Below are 16,652 nucleotides of genomic sequence, written 5' to 3' on the forward strand. Positions count from 1 at the left end.
AAAGGGCCACCGAGAAGGCGGCGGAGAGCGGCCAGGCCGGCGCCTGACCCATACGCTCCCGGCCGCGGACCCCTCCGCCGGCCGGGCGGCGACCGTCACCGGCGGGCCCGGCCGCACGCCCGCGCCCGGGCCCGCCGTGTATCCGGGCCCGCCCGTGTCCTCAGAGGGCGGCCGGAGGGCCGCTGCGGGGCCGCGCGGGGCCCCCGCGCGCCGCGCTCCGCCGGGCCTGCGCTCACAGCGAACAGCTGACCATGCGGGATGGCGCCCGCCGACCAGCGCGTTAGGGTCCGTAGATACGGGGGCAGGGGAGTCTCCGGCAGGCGCCGCGAGCGCCCGGGGCCTCCCGCCGGATCCCCGGCCCGAACGACCCGAAAGACACGCTGAGACGGCCCGTCGCCGTCCGACTAGAGCAGGTGGACACGTGACGATCCCGATGCCCTCCGCCGCCGCTGAGCCCAATTTCGGCGGTCTCGGCGACCAGGTCTACAACCGGCTGCTCAATGAGCGGATCATCTTCCTCGGCCAGCCCGTGGACGACGACATCGCCAACAAGATCACGGCGCAGCTGCTGCTCCTGGCCGCCGATCCGGACAAGGACATCTACCTCTACATCAACAGTCCCGGCGGCTCGGTGACGGCCGGCATGGCGATCTACGACACCATGCAGTACATCAAGAACGACGTGGTGACGATCGGCATGGGCCTCGCCGCCTCCATGGGCCAGTTCCTGCTCAGCGCCGGCACCCGCGGCAAGCGTTTCGCGCTGCCGAACTGCGAGATCCTCATCCACCAGCCGTCCGCGGGCCTCGGCGGCTCGGCCTCGGACATCCGGATCCACGCCGACCGGCTGCTGCGCAACAAGCGCACGCTCGCGGAGCTCACCGCGCACCACACCGGCCAGTCCGTCGAGCAGATCACCCACGACTCCGACCGCGACCGCTGGTTCACGGCCCAGGAGGCCAAGGACTACGGCCTCATCGACGACGTCATGCCCTCCGCCGCCGGTGTTCCGGGCGGGGGCGGCACCGGGGCCTGATCCCCGGTGGCAGCCCGAGTCAGCCCGGCCCCAGTCCACAGATTCGCCACCAGGACGGTGAACAGTCATATGAACAATCTCTCCGGCAGCGGCCTCCCCGGCGGCGACAGCGCCCCGTACTCCGGCCGGTACACCGGTCCGCAGCCCGACGCCCGCTACATCGTCCCGCGGTTCGTCGAGCGGACCTCCCAGGGCGTGCGGGAGTACGACCCCTACGCGAAGCTCTTCGAGGAGCGGGTGATCTTCCTCGGGGTGCAGATCGACGACGCCTCGGCCAACGACGTCATGGCGCAGCTGCTCTGCCTGGAGTCGATGGACCCGGACCGGGACATCTCGATCTACATCAACAGCCCCGGCGGCTCGTTCACCGCGCTGACCGCGATCTACGACACCATCCAGTTCGTCAAGCCCGACGTACAGACGGTGTGCATGGGCCAGGCCGCGTCCGCCGCGGCGGTGCTGCTCGCCGCCGGCACCCCCGGCAAGCGGATGGCCCTCCCCAACGCCCGGGTGCTGATCCACCAGCCCTACAGTGAGATCGGGCGGGGCCAGGTCTCCGACCTGGAGATCGCCGCGAACGAGGTCATCCGGACCCGCGCCAAGCTGGAGGAGCTGCTGGCCAAGCACTCCACCCGGCCTCTGGAGAAGATCCGGGACGACATCGAGCGCGACAAGATCCTCAACGCGGAGGAAGCGCTCGAGTACGGCCTGGTCGACCAGATCATCTCGACCCGGAAGAGCTCCGCCTCCCTGTGACGCGGCACCCCCTTGGGCCGAGTTCGGCCCAAGGGGGGCCCGGACCGGGGGCCCGGCAAGGTACCGTCGGGGAGGGGGCGGCGGGCCGTGGCGAACTGACCGCGTCGCGGACCGCGGACAACCCAGACAGGCACCAGGGTCCGATGTTCAGGGCGGATCCCAGGCGAAGGGGAAGCACCTCGTGGCACGTATCGGTGACGGCGGCGATCTGCTCAAGTGCTCGTTCTGCGGAAAGAGCCAGAAGCAGGTGAAGAAGCTCATCGCAGGCCCGGGTGTCTACATCTGCGACGAGTGCATCGACCTCTGCAACGAGATCATCGAAGAGGAACTCGCGGAGACCTCCGAGGTCCGCTGGGACGAACTCCCCAAGCCCCGGGAGATCTACGAGTTCCTGGAGGGGTACGTCGTCGGTCAGGAGGCCGCGAAGAAGGCCCTCTCCGTCGCGGTCTACAACCACTACAAGCGGGTCCAGGCCGGGGAGAACGGCGGCCGGGAGGGGCGGGACGACGGCATCGAGCTGGCCAAGTCGAACATCCTGCTGCTCGGCCCCACCGGCTCCGGCAAGACCCTGCTGGCACAGACCCTGGCCCGGATGCTCAACGTCCCCTTCGCCATCGCGGACGCCACCGCGCTGACCGAGGCCGGGTACGTCGGCGAGGACGTCGAGAACATCCTCCTCAAGCTGATCCAGGCGGCCGACTACGACGTCAAGAAGGCCGAGACGGGGATCATCTACATCGACGAGATCGACAAGGTCGCCCGGAAGAGCGAGAACCCGTCGATCACCCGTGACGTCTCCGGCGAGGGCGTGCAGCAGGCGCTGCTGAAGATCCTGGAGGGCACCACCGCCTCGGTGCCGCCGCAGGGCGGGCGGAAACACCCGCACCAGGAGTTCATCCAGATCGACACGACGAACGTGCTGTTCATCGTGGGTGGTGCCTTCGCGGGGCTGGAGAAGATCATCGAGTCCCGGGCGGGGGCCAAGGGCATCGGCTTCGGCGCCACCATCCGCTCCAAGCGCGAGATCGAGGCGAGCGACCAGTTCCAGGAGGTCATGCCGGAGGACCTGGTGAAGTTCGGGATGATCCCGGAGTTCATCGGCCGGCTCCCGGTCATCACCTCCGTGCACAACCTCGACCGCGAGGCGCTGCTGCAGATCCTGGTGGAGCCGCGCAACGCCCTGGTCAAGCAGTACCAGCGGCTCTTCGAACTCGACAACGTCGAGCTGGACTTCGACCGGCCCGCGCTGGAGGCCATCGCCGACCAGGCGATCCTGCGCGGCACGGGCGCCCGCGGCCTGCGCGCCATCATGGAGGAGGTGCTGATGTCGGTGATGTACGAGGTCCCCTCCCGCAAGGACGTGGCCCGGGTCGTCGTCACGGCCGATGTCGTGCACTCCAACGTGAATCCGACCCTGGTGCCCCGCAGCCGCGGGGGCGAGGCGGGCGAACGGCACGAGAAGAGCGCCTGACGCGGTGGAGGCCCGCGCGCCACGGCGCCCGGGCGCCGGACCGGCGGAGGGATGTGAGCGCGGAGGGGCGGACCGGCCGGACCGGTCCGCCCCTCCGCGCTCACCCGCGCTTCCGCGTCACCGCGGCTCGACGGTCTCGCCCTTGACCTTCCCGACCGTCTTGGCGAACGCGTCGAGGTCCACGGAGCCCTCGGAGGTGTAGTCCGTGGAGACCACGGCGACGACGGCCATGGTGGAGCTGTCCGCCCAGGCGCAGGCGGGCATGTACATCTCCGCGAGCCCCTGGCCGGCCTTGACGACCTGACAGCTCAGGGTGTCGCCGTTCACCTGGAAGTCCTTCTTCTCCTGGACGACTTCGGAGCCGGGCTGGCCCTGCACCATGCCGTCGAGGGCGTCACCGCGCATCTCCGCCGGGTCGGAGTCGATGTCACCCCAGGCCCCCGAGAGGATCAGCGCCCCCTGCTCCACGCTGCCGCCCTTGAGGTACTGGCCGACCACCGCGGTGCCGTCCGAGGGCAGCTCCTTCTGGAGGACGTCCCGCTGCCGCGCCAACTCGGCGCTGTCCTGGGAACGTTCGTACTCGCCGCTGAGCAGTGTCTTCGGCGTGGTCAGCTTCTCGGTGCCCTCCTCGCCCCCGAGTAGCGCCGTGACGCCCGCGCCGACCAGGCCCAGCACCACCAGCGCGCCGACGGCGATGCCGATGACGGCGCCCTTGCCGAGGCCCCGCGAGGGAGGCGGCGGCGGGGTCTGCGGCCAGGGCTGCCCGGCGGGCGCGCCCTGCGGATAGCCGTAGCCGGGCTGGGGCTGCTGCGGGAACTGCGCGGGGCCCGCCCCCTGCTGCCCCTGCTGCGGGTACCCGTAGCCCTGCGGGGGCGGTGCGCCGTAGGGGCCGGGCTGCTGTCCGGGCTGCGGCTGCCCGCCGTACGGGCCGGGCGGCGGCGGAGGCTGGTGCTGACTCATAGGGGTCCCCCTTGGTGACGGGCCGATCGCGCCTGCGGGGCGGATCGTGCCGGTGGTGCCGGGTGGTTCCACCGGTCGGCGCGCGGTTCCGGCGGGGCCGGTTCCGGCGCGTGTCCCGGTGGTGTTCCGTGGCGTTCTGCGGTGGGTTCGGTTCGCTTGCTGTATTCGGGCGCGTGGGTGTGGTGCTCCGCCGCGCGCCGGGAGCGCGGCGCGGTCCCGCCGGCGCGTACGCCGGCGGGCCGGGGTGGTGTGTGACCCGTACGGCCGCCGGTGGACGTACGGGCCGTACGGGACGTGCCGCGGCGGCCGTTCCGCCGCCCGCTCCGCCGCCCGGGGTTCAGCCGCCGTCCTCGATCTTGACGCGGGCGTCGCCGCGCACCTTCGCGGTCTCCTCGGCGACGGCCTCCAGATCGGCCTTGCCGGCGAGCACGGCGAGCGGATCGATCACCATGACGCCGCCGACCGTGCTGGAGTCGGACCAGATGCACACCGGGATCTCGGCGGTCTTCACCGGCGCGGACGGGTCGTCGTTGGTGGTCTTGAACTTCTGGCACTTCATGACGGCGCTGCCCAGGCCGTCCGGCTCGGCGTCCTCCGGGGAGCCGATGACCTCGACGTTGCCCTGGTCCTGCGCGGAGGTCCGCAACACCGTGAACATGGCGTCGATGACCTGCTCCGGGTTGTCGATCTCGCCCCAGACCCCGGTCAGCAGCATCTGCTTCTTGGTGGTGGTGAGGTACTCCGCCTGGACCGGGTGCGGGTCCCTGACGCCGGGGAGCTTCGCGAGGGAATCCCGGTCCTTGCCGCTCAGCCCGGAGTCGTCCCGGCCCTCGCCCTTGCGCTCGTACTCACCGGCCACCTTCTGGGGCGTGGTCAGCCGGTGCGGGCCGTCGTCGTCCGCGCCGCCGGTGAGGAGGACCGCTCCGGTGACGACCGCCGCCACCGCGACGGCGACCCCGGCCACGATGCCGATCCGCTTCCCCTTGCCGGCACCGGAGGGCGGCGGGGGAGGCGGCATCTGGCCGTACGGCTGCTGTGTCTGCCCGTAGGGCGGCGGCGTCTGTCCGGGGTACCCGGGGTGACCCTGATGGCCGGGGTGGCCGGGGTGCCCGTGGTGCCCGCCGTAGGGGCCCGGCTGCTGGGGCTGCCCGTAGGGCCCGGCACCCCCGTGGTGCGGGGGAGGCGGCGGCGGGGGAGGCGCCTGCCCCGGGGTCCCGGCCGGATACCCGTAGCCGGGGGCGCCGCCCGCCCCGCCCGCACCGTACGGCCCGGGCGCTCCGCCCCCGTACGGCCCCGGCTGCGGCGGCGGCTGGTGGTGACTCATCGGGATCCCCCTAGGTGCACATGACAGTTGGGAGCCATCCTCCCCGACGGTTGGTGCGGGCTCCGCCCCGGGGCGGCAACGGGTTCGTAACAGCGGTGGCCACGCCCTTAGACTGGCGGTCGTGACCGACAACACCCAGCGCCCCGAGGCCGGGGCCGACAGCAGCGCCCCCGCCCACCTGCCGACTCAGTACGCACCGGCCGACGTGGAAGGTCCGCTCTACGAGCGCTGGGTAGCCCGCGGTTACTTCGAGGCGGACGCCGGGAGCGGCAAGGAGCCCTACACCGTCGTCATCCCGCCGCCCAACGTCACCGGCTCCCTCCACCTGGGCCACGCCTTCGAGCACACGCTGATCGACGCCCTCACCCGCCGCAAGCGGATGCAGGGGTACGAGACGCTGTGGCAGCCCGGCATGGACCACGCGGGCATCGCCACCCAGAACGTCGTCGAGCGCGAGCTGGCCAAGGAGGGCAGGTCCCGGCACGACCTGGGCCGCGAGGCGTTCGTCGAGCGGGTCTGGAAGTGGAAGGCCGAGTCCGGTGGCCAGATCTCCGGCCAGATGAGGCGGCTGGGCGACGGCGTGGCCTGGTCCCGCGAGCGTTTCACCATGGACGAGGGGCTCTCCCGCGCCGTCCAGACCATCTTCAAGCGGCTCTTCGACGACGACCTCATCTACCGCGCCGAGCGGATCATCAACTGGTGCCCCCGCTGCCTCACCGCCATCTCCGACATCGAGGTGGAGTACCAGGACGACGAGGGCGAGCTGGTCTCCATCCGCTACGGCGAGGGGGAGAACTCCATCGTCGTGGCCACCACCCGGGCCGAGACGATGCTGGGTGACACGGCCGTCGCGGTGCACCCGGAGGACGAGCGCTACCGCCATCTCGTCGGCACGGAGATCGAACTGCCGCTCACCGGCCGCCGGATCCCGGTCGTGGCCGACGAGCACGTCGACCCGGAGTTCGGCACCGGCGCCGTCAAGGTGACGCCCGCGCACGACCCGAACGACTTCGAGATCGGCCGCCGGCACGACCTGCCGAGCCTCACGGTCCTGGACGAGCACGCGATCATCACGGCGCACGGTCCCTTCCAGGGCCTGGACCGGCTGGAGGCGCGGAGCGCCATTGTCGCCGCCCTGCGCGCCGACGGCCGTGTCGTCGCCGAGAAGCGCCCGTACACCCACTCGGTGGGCCACTGCTCGCGCTGCAAGACCACCATCGAGCCGCGGCTGTCGATGCAGTGGTGGGTCCGCGTCGGGCCGCTGGCGAAGGCGGCGGGCGACGCCGTCCGCGACGGCCGGGTCGCCATCCACCCCAAGGAGATGGAGTCCCGCTACTTCGGCTGGGTCGACCACCTCAACGACTGGTGCATCTCCCGCCAGCTCTGGTGGGGCCACCGCATCCCCGTCTGGTACGGCCCCGGCGGTGAGACGGTCTGCGTCGGCCCGGATGAGGAGCCGCCGTCCGGCGAGGGCTGGCACCAGGACGCCGACGTCCTCGACACCTGGTTCTCCTCCGGCCTCTGGCCGTTCTCCACGCTCGGCTGGCCCGACCGGACCGAGAGCCTGGAGAAGTTCTATCCGAACTCCGTGCTGGTCACGGGCTACGACATCCTGTTCTTCTGGGTGGCCCGGATGATGATGTTCGGCCTCTACGCGATGGACGGCACCCCGCCGTTCCACACCATCGCCCTGCACGGCATGGTCCGCGACCAGTTCGGCAAGAAGATGTCGAAGTCCTTCGGCAACGCGGTCAACCCGCTGGACTGGATGGACGAGTACGGCTCCGACGCCGTCCGCTTCACCCTGGCCCGCGGCGCCAACCCCGGGGTCGACGTCCCGATCGGCGAGGACTGGGTGCAGGCCTCCCGGAACTTCGCCAACAAGATCTGGAACGCCACCCGCTTCGCGCTGATGAACGGCGCCACGGTCGAGGGAGAGCTGCCTCCGGCCGGGGAGCTGTCGGCGGCCGACCGCTGGATCCTCTCCCGGCTGAACGCCGTGGTCGCGGAGGTCGACGCCTACTACGAGGACTACCAGTTCGCCAAGCTCAGCGACGCCCTCTTCCACTTCGCCTGGGACGAGGTCTTCGACTGGTACGTGGAGCTGACCAAGACGGTGTTCCAGGCCGGCGGCCCCGCGGCGGACACCTCGCGCCGGGTCCTCGGTGAGGTGCTCGACGTCGTGCTGCGGCTGCTGCACCCGGTGACGCCGTTCGTCACCGAGGCGCTGTGGACGGCGCTCACCGGCCGGGAGTCCGTCGTGATCGCCGAGTGGCCGTCCGACAGCGGTTTCCGCGACGCCGCGGCCGAGCTGGAGATCGGGACCGTCCAGCGGGTGGTCACCGAGGTCCGCCGGTTCCGCGCCGACCAGGGACTCCAGCCCGGCCAGAAGGTCCCGGCCCGGCTGGACCTCGCCGGCTCGGAGCTGGCGCGGCACGAGACGGCCGTCCGCCAGCTGCTCCGTCTCCAGCCGGAGGGGGAGGACTTCTCGCCGACCGCCACCCTGCCGGTCGCGGGGATCACGGTCGCCCTGGACCTCTCCGGCACCATCGACGTGGCGGCGGAGCGGGCCCGGCTCTCCAAGGACCTCGCCGCGGCGGAGAAGGAGAAGGCGCAGACCACGGCGAAACTCGGCAACGAGGCGTTTCTCGCCAAGGCCCCGGAGCATGTCGTGGAGAAGATCCGCGCCCGGCTCACCGCGGCCGAGGCGGACATCGAGCGGATCGGCGGCCAGCTCGGCCGGCTGCCGCAGGGCTGAGCAGAGCTCGCCGCCTCCCCGGCCGGGCGAGGCACCGCTCCCGGTTCCGTCCCACCGCCCCTGCACGGCCGTCCGGCCGGCGGGGGCGGTGGTGTCTCCGGGCCCCGGCCGGGGGCCGTCAACCGGGTGACCGGTGCCCTCACCCGGCCGGGGAGGCGGGTGACCAGGAGCACGGCCCTGCCGGGGACGGGGCGCCCGGACGGCTCCGTAGACTGAGCCCCGTGAGTGAGCGCGTACCGCACGGGACCCCCGAATCCGGCGACCCCGACGATTTCGAGAGAATCGTCGGGGCGGAGACCGAACGCGACCCGGACCTCGCGGTGATCGAGGCCGGCAGCCGCACCCTGCGGACCCAGGCGGGGCCGCCGAAGCCGGAGGAGATCCCGTCCCGGCCCGCGGACCCGGCCGTCGACCGGGAGCTCCGCGAGGTCGAGAGCGCGCTCCTCGGCCGCTGGCCGGAGACGCGGCTGGAGCCCTCGCTGACCCGCATCGGCGCCCTGATGGATGTACTCGGGGAGCCGCAGCGCGCCTACCCGTCCATCCACATCACCGGCACCAACGGCAAGACCAGCACCGCCCGCATGATCGAGGCCCTGCTGGCCTCCTTCGAACTGCGCACCGGCCGGTACACCAGCCCGCACGTCCAGTCGGTGACCGAGCGCATCAGCGTGGACGGGGCGCCGGTCACCCCCGAGCGGTTCGTCGAGATCTACCGGGACATCGCCCCGTTCCTGGATCTGGTCGACGCCGCGCAGGAGCACCGGCTGTCCTTCTTCGAGGTGCTCACCGGCATGGCGTTCGCCGCCTTCGCCGACGCGCCCGTGGACGTGGCGGTGGTCGAGGTCGGCATGGGCGGGAGCTGGGACGCCACCAACGTGATCGACGCCGGCGTCGCCGTCGTCACGCCCGTCGACCTCGACCACACCGACCGGCTCGGCACGTCGCCCGGGGAGATCGCCCGCGAGAAGGCCGGGGTGGTCAAGCAGGGCGCCACGGTCGTGCTGGCCCAGCAGCCGGTGGACGCCGCGCAGGTCCTGCTGAAGAAGGCCGTCGAGGTGGACGCCACGGTCGCGCGCGCGGGCATGGAGTTCGGCGTGGTCGCCCGGGAGGTCGCGGTCGGCGGGCAGCTGCTGACGCTGCGCGGGCTCGGCGGCGAGTACCCGGGCGTCTTCCTGCCGCTGCACGGCGAGCACCAGGCGCACAACGCGGCCGTCGCGCTCGCGGCGGTGGAGGCGTTCTTCGGCGTCGGCTCCGACCACGCCCGCCCGCTGGACCAGGAGACGGTCCGTTCGGCGTTCGCCTCCGTGGCCGCCCCGGGCCGGATGGAGGTCGTGCGGACCAGCCCGACGGTCGTCCTGGACGCGGCGCACAACCCGGCGGGGGCGCGCGCGGCGGCCGCGGCGGTCTCCGAGGCGTTCGGCTTCGCCAGGCTCGTCGGCGTGGTCGGGCCGAGCGGCGACAAGGACGTGAAGGGCCTGCTGGAGGCGTTCGAACCGGTCCTCTCCGAGGTCGTGGTGACCCGTAACTCCACCCACCGCGCGATGGACGTGGACGCCCTGGCGGCGATCGCCGTGGAGGTCTTCGGCGAGGAGCGGGTGCAGGTCGAGCCCCGGCTGGACGACGCGCTGGAGGCGGCGGTCACGCTGGCCGAGGAGGAGGGCGAGTACGCCTCCGCCGGGGTGCTGGTGACCGGGTCGGTGATCACGGTCGGTGAGGCCCGGCTGCTGATGGGAAGGGGCTGAACGATGCGTACCCTCTGCGCGTCCACGCTGATCGGCGAGTTCTTCGTGATCGGCTTCGCCGGGCTGGTGGCCCAGCGGATGTCGGACCTCTCCGCCGGGCTGGTCTGGTCGGTGAGCGGCACGGCGATGGTGCTCTGCCTGGCGCTGGCCGGGGTGGTGTCCCGGCCCGGCATGGTCGCCGTGGGCTGGGCCCTCCAGATGGGGCTGATCGCCGCCGGGGTGGTGGTGCCGATGATGTTCTTCCTCGGCGCCTGCTTCGCGGGGCTGTGGTGGGCGTCCGTGCACTACGGCCGCCGGATCGACGAGGCCAGGGCGCGCCACGCCACGTCCCTCCCGGCCTGAGCCGCGGCGCGGGCGGCGCGCGGGGTGACCGCCTGGCCGGCCTGCGGTCCGGCCGTCCGGCCCGGGCGCGGGGTTGAGGCGCCGGCGGCCGGGGCCCGGTGCGCTGACCGGCCTACGGGTGGTCCGTCCGGTCCGGGTCCGCGGAGGCGGGGCGACGGAGACGGCCGGCCCCGGTCCGGTCCGGGGGCGCGGGGCTGTGCGGTGGCCGGGCCTCCCCGGTGCGGGGCCGACGCGGTGTGCGGGCGGTGCGAGGTGCCCCTGTAGCCTCGTCCCACCCCACCCCCTTGGACGAAGGAGCCCTTACCGTGAGCCAGCGCACGCTCGTCATCCTCAAGCCGGACGCGGTCAGGAGGAAGCTGATCGGCGAGATCATCGGCCGGATCGAGCGCAAGGCGGACTGGCGGGTCAGCGCGCTGGAGCTGCGCGAGCTGAGCCGCGAGGTGCTGGAGCAGCACTACGCCGAGCACGCCGGCAAGCCGTTCTACGAGCCGCTGATGGAATTCATGGCCTCCGGTCCGGTGGTGGTCCTGGCCGTCGAGGGCGAACGGGTGATCGAAGGGCTGCGGACGCTGGCCGGCCCCACCGACCCCATCGCCGCCGCGCCGGGCTCCATCCGCGGTGACTTCGGCACCATCGTCCGGGAGAACCTCGTCCACGCCTCGGACTCCGAGGAGTCCGCCGAACGCGAGTTCAAGCTTTTCTTCCCCGCGTCGGCCTGAGTCCGCGGCGGCGGAAATCTGACGGAACATCAGGCTTCTACCGCGCCTGACCTGGGGCGGCCGGGAGGTACCGGCCGCCCCAGGGCGATTTCCGGGCCCGTGCGGGAACCCCGCGGCCCGACACGACGTCAGCATGACGAGGGCGCGGGCGCCTCCCCGGGACAATGGGAGGGCCGTCGCGCGGAGTGGCCCAGGTCGTGACTACCATGGTGTTCCTCACACCCACCGCTCCTTCCTCCTGACCTCAAACGCCATCATCTCCAGTTGGGAAGGCCAGACATATCCTCATGGGGAACAACATGTCGTTCATCGGCCGTGACATGGCTATCGACCTCGGTACCGCGAACACCCTGGTCTACGTCCGGGGCCGCGGCATCGTCCTCAATGAGCCCTCGGTCGTCGCCATCAACACCAACACCGGCGGCATCCTGGCGGTGGGCGCCGAGGCGAAGAAGATGATCGGCCGTACCCCCGGCAACATCGTCGCGGTCCGCCCCCTCAAGGACGGCGTGATCGCCGACTTCGAGATCACCGAGCGGATGCTCCGCTACTTCATCCTCAAGATCCACAAGCGCCGGTACCTGGCCCGCCCGCGCGTGGTGATCTGCGTGCCCTCCGGGATCACCGGGGTGGAGCGCCGCGCCGTCATCGAGGCGTCCACCCAGGCCGGCGCGCGGCAGGTGCACATCATCGAGGAGCCGATGGCCGCCGCGATCGGCTCGGGCCTCCCGGTCCACGAGGCCACCGGCAACATGGTGGTGGACATCGGCGGCGGCACCACCGAGGTCGCGGTGATCTCCCTCGGCGGCATCGTGACCGCCCAGTCGATCCGGGTCGCCGGTGACGAACTGGACAACGCGATCATCCAGCACATCAAGAAGGAGTACAGCCTCCTCCTGGGGGAGCGCTCCGCCGAGAGCATCAAGATCACCATTGGTTCGGCCTTCGACTCCGGCCAGGACGAGCACACCGAGATCCGCGGCCGTGACCTGGTCAGCGGCCTCCCCAAGACGGTGGTCATCTCCGCCGCCGAGGTCCGCAAGGCCATGGAGGAGCCCGTCAACTCCATCGTCGACGCCGTCAAGACCACCCTCGACAAGTGCCCGCCCGAGCTCTCCGGCGACATCATGGACCGCGGCATCGTCCTCACCGGCGGCGGCGCCCTGCTCCGCGGCCTCGACGAGCGGCTCGGCGAGGAGACGGGCATGCCGATCCACATCGCCGAGAACCCCCTGGACTCCGTCGCGCTCGGCTCCGGCAAGTGCGTCGAGGAGTTCGAGGCGCTCCAGCAGGTGCTGGACGCCCAGCCCCGCCGCTGACCGCGGTGCGCCGTACGGGCGCTACCCGCCCGTACGGCGCGTCACCCGCCCCCGGTCCCGGTAGGACCGGACACAGGACCGCACAGCCGGGCCGGTTCCCTCTCCGGACGGAACGGCGGACTCCGGCTGACGACGCCGACGGGCCCGGCCCGCGCCGGGTCCGTCCGACAAGGAAGGCACGCCGCCGCAGGTGAGGGACACACGAGAGAGCCGGCTGCTCCTGGTGCTGCTGATCGCCGTCGCGTTCGCGCTGATCACGGTGGACATCCGCGGTGGCGAGGCGTCACCGCTCAACGGCGCCCGGGACGCCGCCGCGTCCGCCTTCGGGCCGGTGGAGAACGGCGTCGCGTCGGCCGTCGACCCGATCGGCAACGCCATCGGCGCGGTCCGCGACTCCGGTGAGCGCCACGGCCGGATCGCCGCACTGGAGCGCGAGAACGCGGCGCTGAAGCTGAAGCTCGGCAGCGACGAGCGCACCCGGGGCCGCGCCGCCGAACTCGACAAGATGCTCGGCGCCGCCGGCGCCGGCCGGTACGGCATCAAGGGTGCCCAGGTCATCGCCATAGGAGCCGCCCAGGGGTTCTCCTGGACGGTCACCATCGACGTCGGCCGCGACGACGGCGTCACCCGCGACATGACCGTGCTCAACGGGGACGGTCTGGTGGGCCGGGTCACCACCGTCGCCGCGTCCACCGCGACGGTGGTGCTCGCCAACGACCCCGACTTCACCGTCGGCACCCGGCTGGAGGGCAGTGACGAGCTCGGCTTCGCCACCGGCCAGGGCGACCGCGACCTGCGCGTACAGCTGCTGAACGGCAGGACGGTGGTGAAGAAGGGCGACCGGCTGGTCACCTTCGGCTCGCAGGGCAACCGGCCCTTCGTCCCCGGCGTCCCGGTGGGCGAGGTCACCCGCGTGGACCCGGCCAAGGGGGAGCTGACCCGTACCGTGCAGGTCCGCCCCTACGTGGGCTTCACCAAGCTGGACCTCGTCGGCGTCGTCGTCCAGCCGCCCGCGAAGAACCCCCGCGACACCGTGCTGCCCCCCAAGCCGAAGCGGCCCGAGCCGACGCCCACGGTCACCGTCACCACCACGCCCACCGCCGCCGCTCTCGACGGGAACTGACACCGTGCGCCTCAAATCCGTCCTGCTCTCGGCCGTCCTCGTCGTCGTCGCCCTGGTCGTGCAGGTGAGCGTCCTCGCCCGGTTGCAGCTTCCCGGGGCGGTGCCGGACCTGACGCTGCTGGTGGTCCTGGGCCTGGCGCTGGTCTACGGCCATGTGGGGGGCGCCCTGGTCGGTTTCTCCGCGGGGCTGCTCGCCGACCTCGCGCCGCCCGCCGACCACGCCGTGGGCCGCTACGCCCTCGTCCTCTGCGTGGTCGGCTACCTCACCGGCCTCGCCAAGCCGGAGAGCGGCCGGCTCCGCTCCGCCACCGCCCCGCTGGCGGCCGTCGTCCTCGCCGCGGTCGGCACCACCCTGCTCTACGCGGGCGTCGGCGCCCTTGTCGGCGACACCTCCGCCCGCCAGGTCGGCCTGCCCGGCCTGCTCCTCACCGCCGCCCTGTACGACCTGCTGCTGGCGCCCTTCGTGGTGCCCGGCGTGATGGCCCTGGCCCGCCGCACCGAGAAGGACCCGCTGGCGGAGGCCGCCGGGGGCGGCACGGCCGGGGCCGAGGGCTCCGTCTACGGCGGGTGGCTCAGCTCGGGCGCGGGCCAGCGGCTGCGCGGCTCCACCGGCAAGCTGGGCGGCGGCAGACTCGGCGGCACGGGCCGGCTGGGCGGCCGCATCGGCGGCCAGCGCGGCGGTCTCCTCACCGGCGGCCGCTCCTCCCGGGTGAAGACCGGACGGATCAAGGGGGTCAAGCGGCTGTGAGCCGGCACCCCGACCGACTCCCGCGCAGCGGCCGGCCCCGCGCCGGCCGGCTCCGCACCGACCGATCGACGCGCACCGGCCGCCCGGCCCGGACCGCGCCGCCGGCTCCGTCACCTCAGGGGGCAGTGCTGTGAGCAACATCCGGGAGACCGGACGCACGACCCGGGTCACCCTCCGGCTCGTCGCCATCCAGGTCCTCGTCCTCTCCCTTTTGGCCACCCTCGCGGGGCGGCTGTGGTTCATCCAGATCCGCAACGGCGACGAGTACACCGCGGCCGCCGCGGGCAACCACGTCCAGCAGGTGGTCAAGCCCGCCGTCCGCGGCTCCATCCTCGACGCCCGCGGCGTGCCGCTCGCCGACAACGAGACCCGGCTCGTCGTCTCCGCCAGCCGGACCGAGCTGATGAAGATGAAGGACGACGGCGAGGCCGTGCTGGTCCGCCTCGCCGATCTGCTCGGGATGGAGCCGAAGGAGGTCAGGGAGAAGGTCCGGCTCTGCGACTCCGAGACCCCGCAGCCCTGCTGGAACGGCTCGCCGTACCAGCCCATCCCGGTCACCGACGAGGCCACCACCCAGCAGGCGCTGGTGATCCGCGAGCGGGCCGAGGAGTTCCCGGGGATCATCGCCGAGCCCACCGCCGTACGGCGCTACGCCGCGCCCAGCGGCGCCGACACCGCGCAGGCCCTCGGCTACCTCTCGCCGGTCACCGACGAGGAGATCAAGGAGGCCGAGGACGGCGATTCGCCCTTCCTCCGCTCCGACCAGGTGGGCCGCTCCGGCCTGGAGCGCACCTACGACTCCTGGCTGCGCGGCAAGGCCGGCGTCACCCGCTACGAGGTGGACAAGCTCGGCCGGGTCATGGACACCACCGAGTCCAGCCCCGCCGTCGCCGGCCACAACCTGATCACCAGCATCGACGCCCGGGTGCAGGCCCTCGCCGAGAAGGAACTCGACAAGGCGATGAAGGCGGCCCGCCTGGAGTTCGACCGCAACACCAACCGGAACTACAAGGCCGACGCCGGCGCCATCGTCGTGATGGAGGCGAGGACGGGCCGCGTGGTCGCCATGGCCTCCAACCCGGACTACGACCCCAACGCCTGGGTCGGCGGGATCTCCGGCAAGGACTACGCGAAGCTGACCCGGAAGAAGTCCAACTACCCGCTGCTCAACCGCGCGATCCAGGGCCAGGCCGCCCCCGGCTCCATCTTCAAGGTCGTCCCCACCGCCGCCGCGGTCAAGGCGGGTTACGACTTCGGCGGCAGCTACCCCTGCACCAGCTCGTACTCGGTCGGCGGGCAGACCTTCAAGAACTTCGAGTCCGAGGACCACGGCTCGATCGACCTCGGCCGCGCGCTGGAGGTCTCCTGCGACACCGTCTTCTACCGGCTCGCCCACGACCAGTGGCGCAAGGACGGCGGCACGAAGCCGAAGAAGAGCGCCGAGGACTGGTTCTACAAGACCGCCCACCAGTTCGGCCTGGGCAAGGAGACCGGTGTCGACCTCCCCAACGAGGTCTCCGGCCGGATCCCCGACCGCCAGTGGAAGAAGGACTACTGGAAGGCCAGCAAGGACACCTGGTGCGAGCGCGCCGAGCAGTGGCCCGAGAAGAAGGACTACGTCACCCGGCTCTCCCGGGAGAACTGCCTCGGCGGCATGCTGCTCCACTACTACGACGCGATCAACTACTCCATCGGCCAGGGGGACACCCTCGTCACCCCGATCCAGATGGCGGCCGTCTACGCGGCGCTCAGCAACGGCGGCACGCTGCACGCCCCCACCCTCGGCAAGGCGATCGTCAGCCCCGACGGCAAGAAGGTCGAGAAGATCGAGCCGAAGGTGAACGGCAAGCTGCCGGTGAGCAAGAAGACGCTCGAGCAGATGGACTCCGCCCTGGAGGGCGTCGCGACCCGCGGCACCGCCGCCTGGCGGTTCGGCGGCTGGCCGCAGAACGAGATCCCCATGCACGCCAAGACCGGCACCGCGGAGGTCTACGGCAAGCAGACCACCTCCTGGTTCGCCACCTACACCGACGACTACGCCATCGTCATGACGATCTCCCAGGGCGGCACCGGTTCCGGCGCCTCCGCCCCCGCCGTGCGCAACATCTACAACGCCCTCTACGGCATCGGCGGTGGCGGCGGCATCGACAAGAAGCGGGCCCTGCTGCCCGAGCCGCAGAAGAACCTCCCGAAGATCCGCCCCGACGGCTCCATCAAGGCCGCCGAGATCCTCCCCGAGAAGCATCTGAAGGAAGACGAGCCCGGCACCGGCACCGGCACCGGACCCGGGGGCGCCGAGTGACCGCCCACGGCTTCTCCGTCCGCCGCTACGCCCCCAAGCAGGGCGTCTGGGA

The 16,652-nt window shown here is 72.1% G+C and carries 13 protein-coding genes; 11 read left to right on the plus strand and 2 right to left on the minus strand.

Annotation, left to right across the window (positions count from 1 at the left end):
- Nucleotides 1–433 precede the first annotated feature (433 nt).
- The 3 genes from HCK00_RS02295 to clpX all read left to right on the plus strand — a co-directional run bounded on the left by HCK00_RS02295 (nt 434) and on the right by clpX (nt 3,263).
- Entirely contained in the window at nt 434–1,036 is a 603-nt protein-coding gene (locus HCK00_RS02295) for an ATP-dependent Clp protease proteolytic subunit (RefSeq protein ID WP_168100363.1), read from the plus strand.
- Between the two features lie 69 nt (nt 1,037–1,105).
- A complete protein-coding gene (locus HCK00_RS02300; protein WP_168100039.1) occupies nt 1,106–1,792 on the plus strand; it encodes an ATP-dependent Clp protease proteolytic subunit in 687 nt (228 codons plus the stop codon).
- Between the two features lie 181 nt (nt 1,793–1,973).
- Nucleotides 1,974–3,263 (plus strand): ATP-dependent Clp protease ATP-binding subunit ClpX, encoded by a 1,290-nt coding sequence (gene clpX, locus HCK00_RS02305; protein WP_168100040.1) that lies wholly within the window; start codon nt 1,974–1,976, stop codon nt 3,261–3,263.
- 117 nt (nt 3,264–3,380) lie between these two features.
- On the opposite strand, the gene HCK00_RS02310 is transcribed toward clpX, so the two are convergent.
- A complete protein-coding gene (locus HCK00_RS02310; protein WP_168100036.1) occupies nt 3,381–4,223 on the minus strand; it encodes a hypothetical protein in 843 nt (280 codons plus the stop codon).
- A 337-nt stretch (nt 4,224–4,560) separates the two neighbouring features.
- Entirely contained in the window at nt 4,561–5,547 is a 987-nt protein-coding gene (locus tag HCK00_RS02315) for a hypothetical protein (protein WP_168100041.1), read from the minus strand.
- 121 nt (nt 5,548–5,668) lie between these two features.
- On the opposite strand from HCK00_RS02315, the gene HCK00_RS02320 reads away from it, so the two are divergent.
- The 8 genes from HCK00_RS02320 (at nt 5,669) to mrdA (ending at nt 16,600) form a co-directional block, all read left to right on the plus strand.
- A complete protein-coding gene (locus HCK00_RS02320; RefSeq protein WP_168100042.1) occupies nt 5,669–8,305 on the plus strand; it encodes a valine--tRNA ligase in 2,637 nt (878 codons plus the stop codon).
- 221 nt (nt 8,306–8,526) lie between these two features.
- The gene (gene folC / locus HCK00_RS02325; RefSeq protein WP_168100043.1) at nt 8,527–10,047 is read left to right on the plus strand and encodes a bifunctional tetrahydrofolate synthase/dihydrofolate synthase; all 1,521 of its coding nucleotides are present in this window, start codon (nt 8,527–8,529) and stop codon (nt 10,045–10,047) included.
- Between the two features lie 3 nt (nt 10,048–10,050).
- Nucleotides 10,051–10,389, plus strand: a complete 339-nt coding sequence (locus HCK00_RS02330; protein WP_168100044.1) for a DUF4233 domain-containing protein — start codon at nt 10,051–10,053, stop codon at nt 10,387–10,389.
- A 305-nt stretch (nt 10,390–10,694) separates the two neighbouring features.
- The gene (gene ndk / locus HCK00_RS02335) at nt 10,695–11,108 is read left to right on the plus strand and encodes a nucleoside-diphosphate kinase (RefSeq protein ID WP_168100045.1); all 414 of its coding nucleotides are present in this window, start codon (nt 10,695–10,697) and stop codon (nt 11,106–11,108) included.
- A gap of 299 nt (nt 11,109–11,407) precedes the next feature.
- Nucleotides 11,408–12,427 carry a rod shape-determining protein gene (locus tag HCK00_RS02340; RefSeq protein ID WP_168100364.1) on the plus strand — a complete coding sequence of 340 codons (1,020 nt, stop codon included), beginning with the start codon at nt 11,408–11,410 and terminating at the stop codon, nt 12,425–12,427.
- Nucleotides 12,428–12,617: 190 nt separating this feature from the next.
- The gene (gene mreC, locus HCK00_RS02345; RefSeq protein ID WP_168100046.1) at nt 12,618–13,550 is read left to right on the plus strand and encodes a rod shape-determining protein MreC; all 933 of its coding nucleotides are present in this window, start codon (nt 12,618–12,620) and stop codon (nt 13,548–13,550) included.
- 4 nt (nt 13,551–13,554) lie between these two features.
- On the plus strand, nt 13,555–14,298 hold the full coding sequence (mreD, locus tag HCK00_RS02350) for a rod shape-determining protein MreD (protein ID WP_168100047.1): 744 nt from the start codon (nt 13,555–13,557) through the stop codon (nt 14,296–14,298).
- 130 nt (nt 14,299–14,428) lie between these two features.
- On the plus strand, nt 14,429–16,600 hold the full coding sequence (mrdA, locus tag HCK00_RS02355; protein ID WP_168100048.1) for a penicillin-binding protein 2: 2,172 nt from the start codon (nt 14,429–14,431) through the stop codon (nt 16,598–16,600).
- The last annotated feature ends 52 nt before the right edge of the window (nt 16,601–16,652 follow it).

The organism is Streptomyces zingiberis, from assembly GCF_012034935.1.
In the GTDB taxonomy this organism is placed as follows: Bacteria; Actinomycetota; Actinomycetes; order Streptomycetales; family Streptomycetaceae; genus Streptomyces; species Streptomyces zingiberis.

Coding starts and splice junctions, on each gene's coding strand:
- HCK00_RS02295 (WP_168100363.1), top strand. CDS start 434: ATGCCCTCCGCCGCCGCTGAGCCCAATTTCGGCGGTCTCGGCGACCAG.
- HCK00_RS02300 (WP_168100039.1), top strand. CDS start 1,106: ATGAACAATCTCTCCGGCAGCGGCCTCCCCGGCGGCGACAGCGCCCCG.
- HCK00_RS02310 (WP_168100036.1), bottom strand. CDS start 4,223: ATGAGTCAGCACCAGCCTCCGCCGCCGCCCGGCCCGTACGGCGGGCAG.
- HCK00_RS02315 (WP_168100041.1), bottom strand. CDS start 5,547: ATGAGTCACCACCAGCCGCCGCCGCAGCCGGGGCCGTACGGGGGCGGA.
- HCK00_RS02330 (WP_168100044.1), top strand. CDS start 10,051: ATGCGTACCCTCTGCGCGTCCACGCTGATCGGCGAGTTCTTCGTGATC.
- HCK00_RS02340 (WP_168100364.1), top strand. CDS start 11,408: ATGTCGTTCATCGGCCGTGACATGGCTATCGACCTCGGTACCGCGAAC.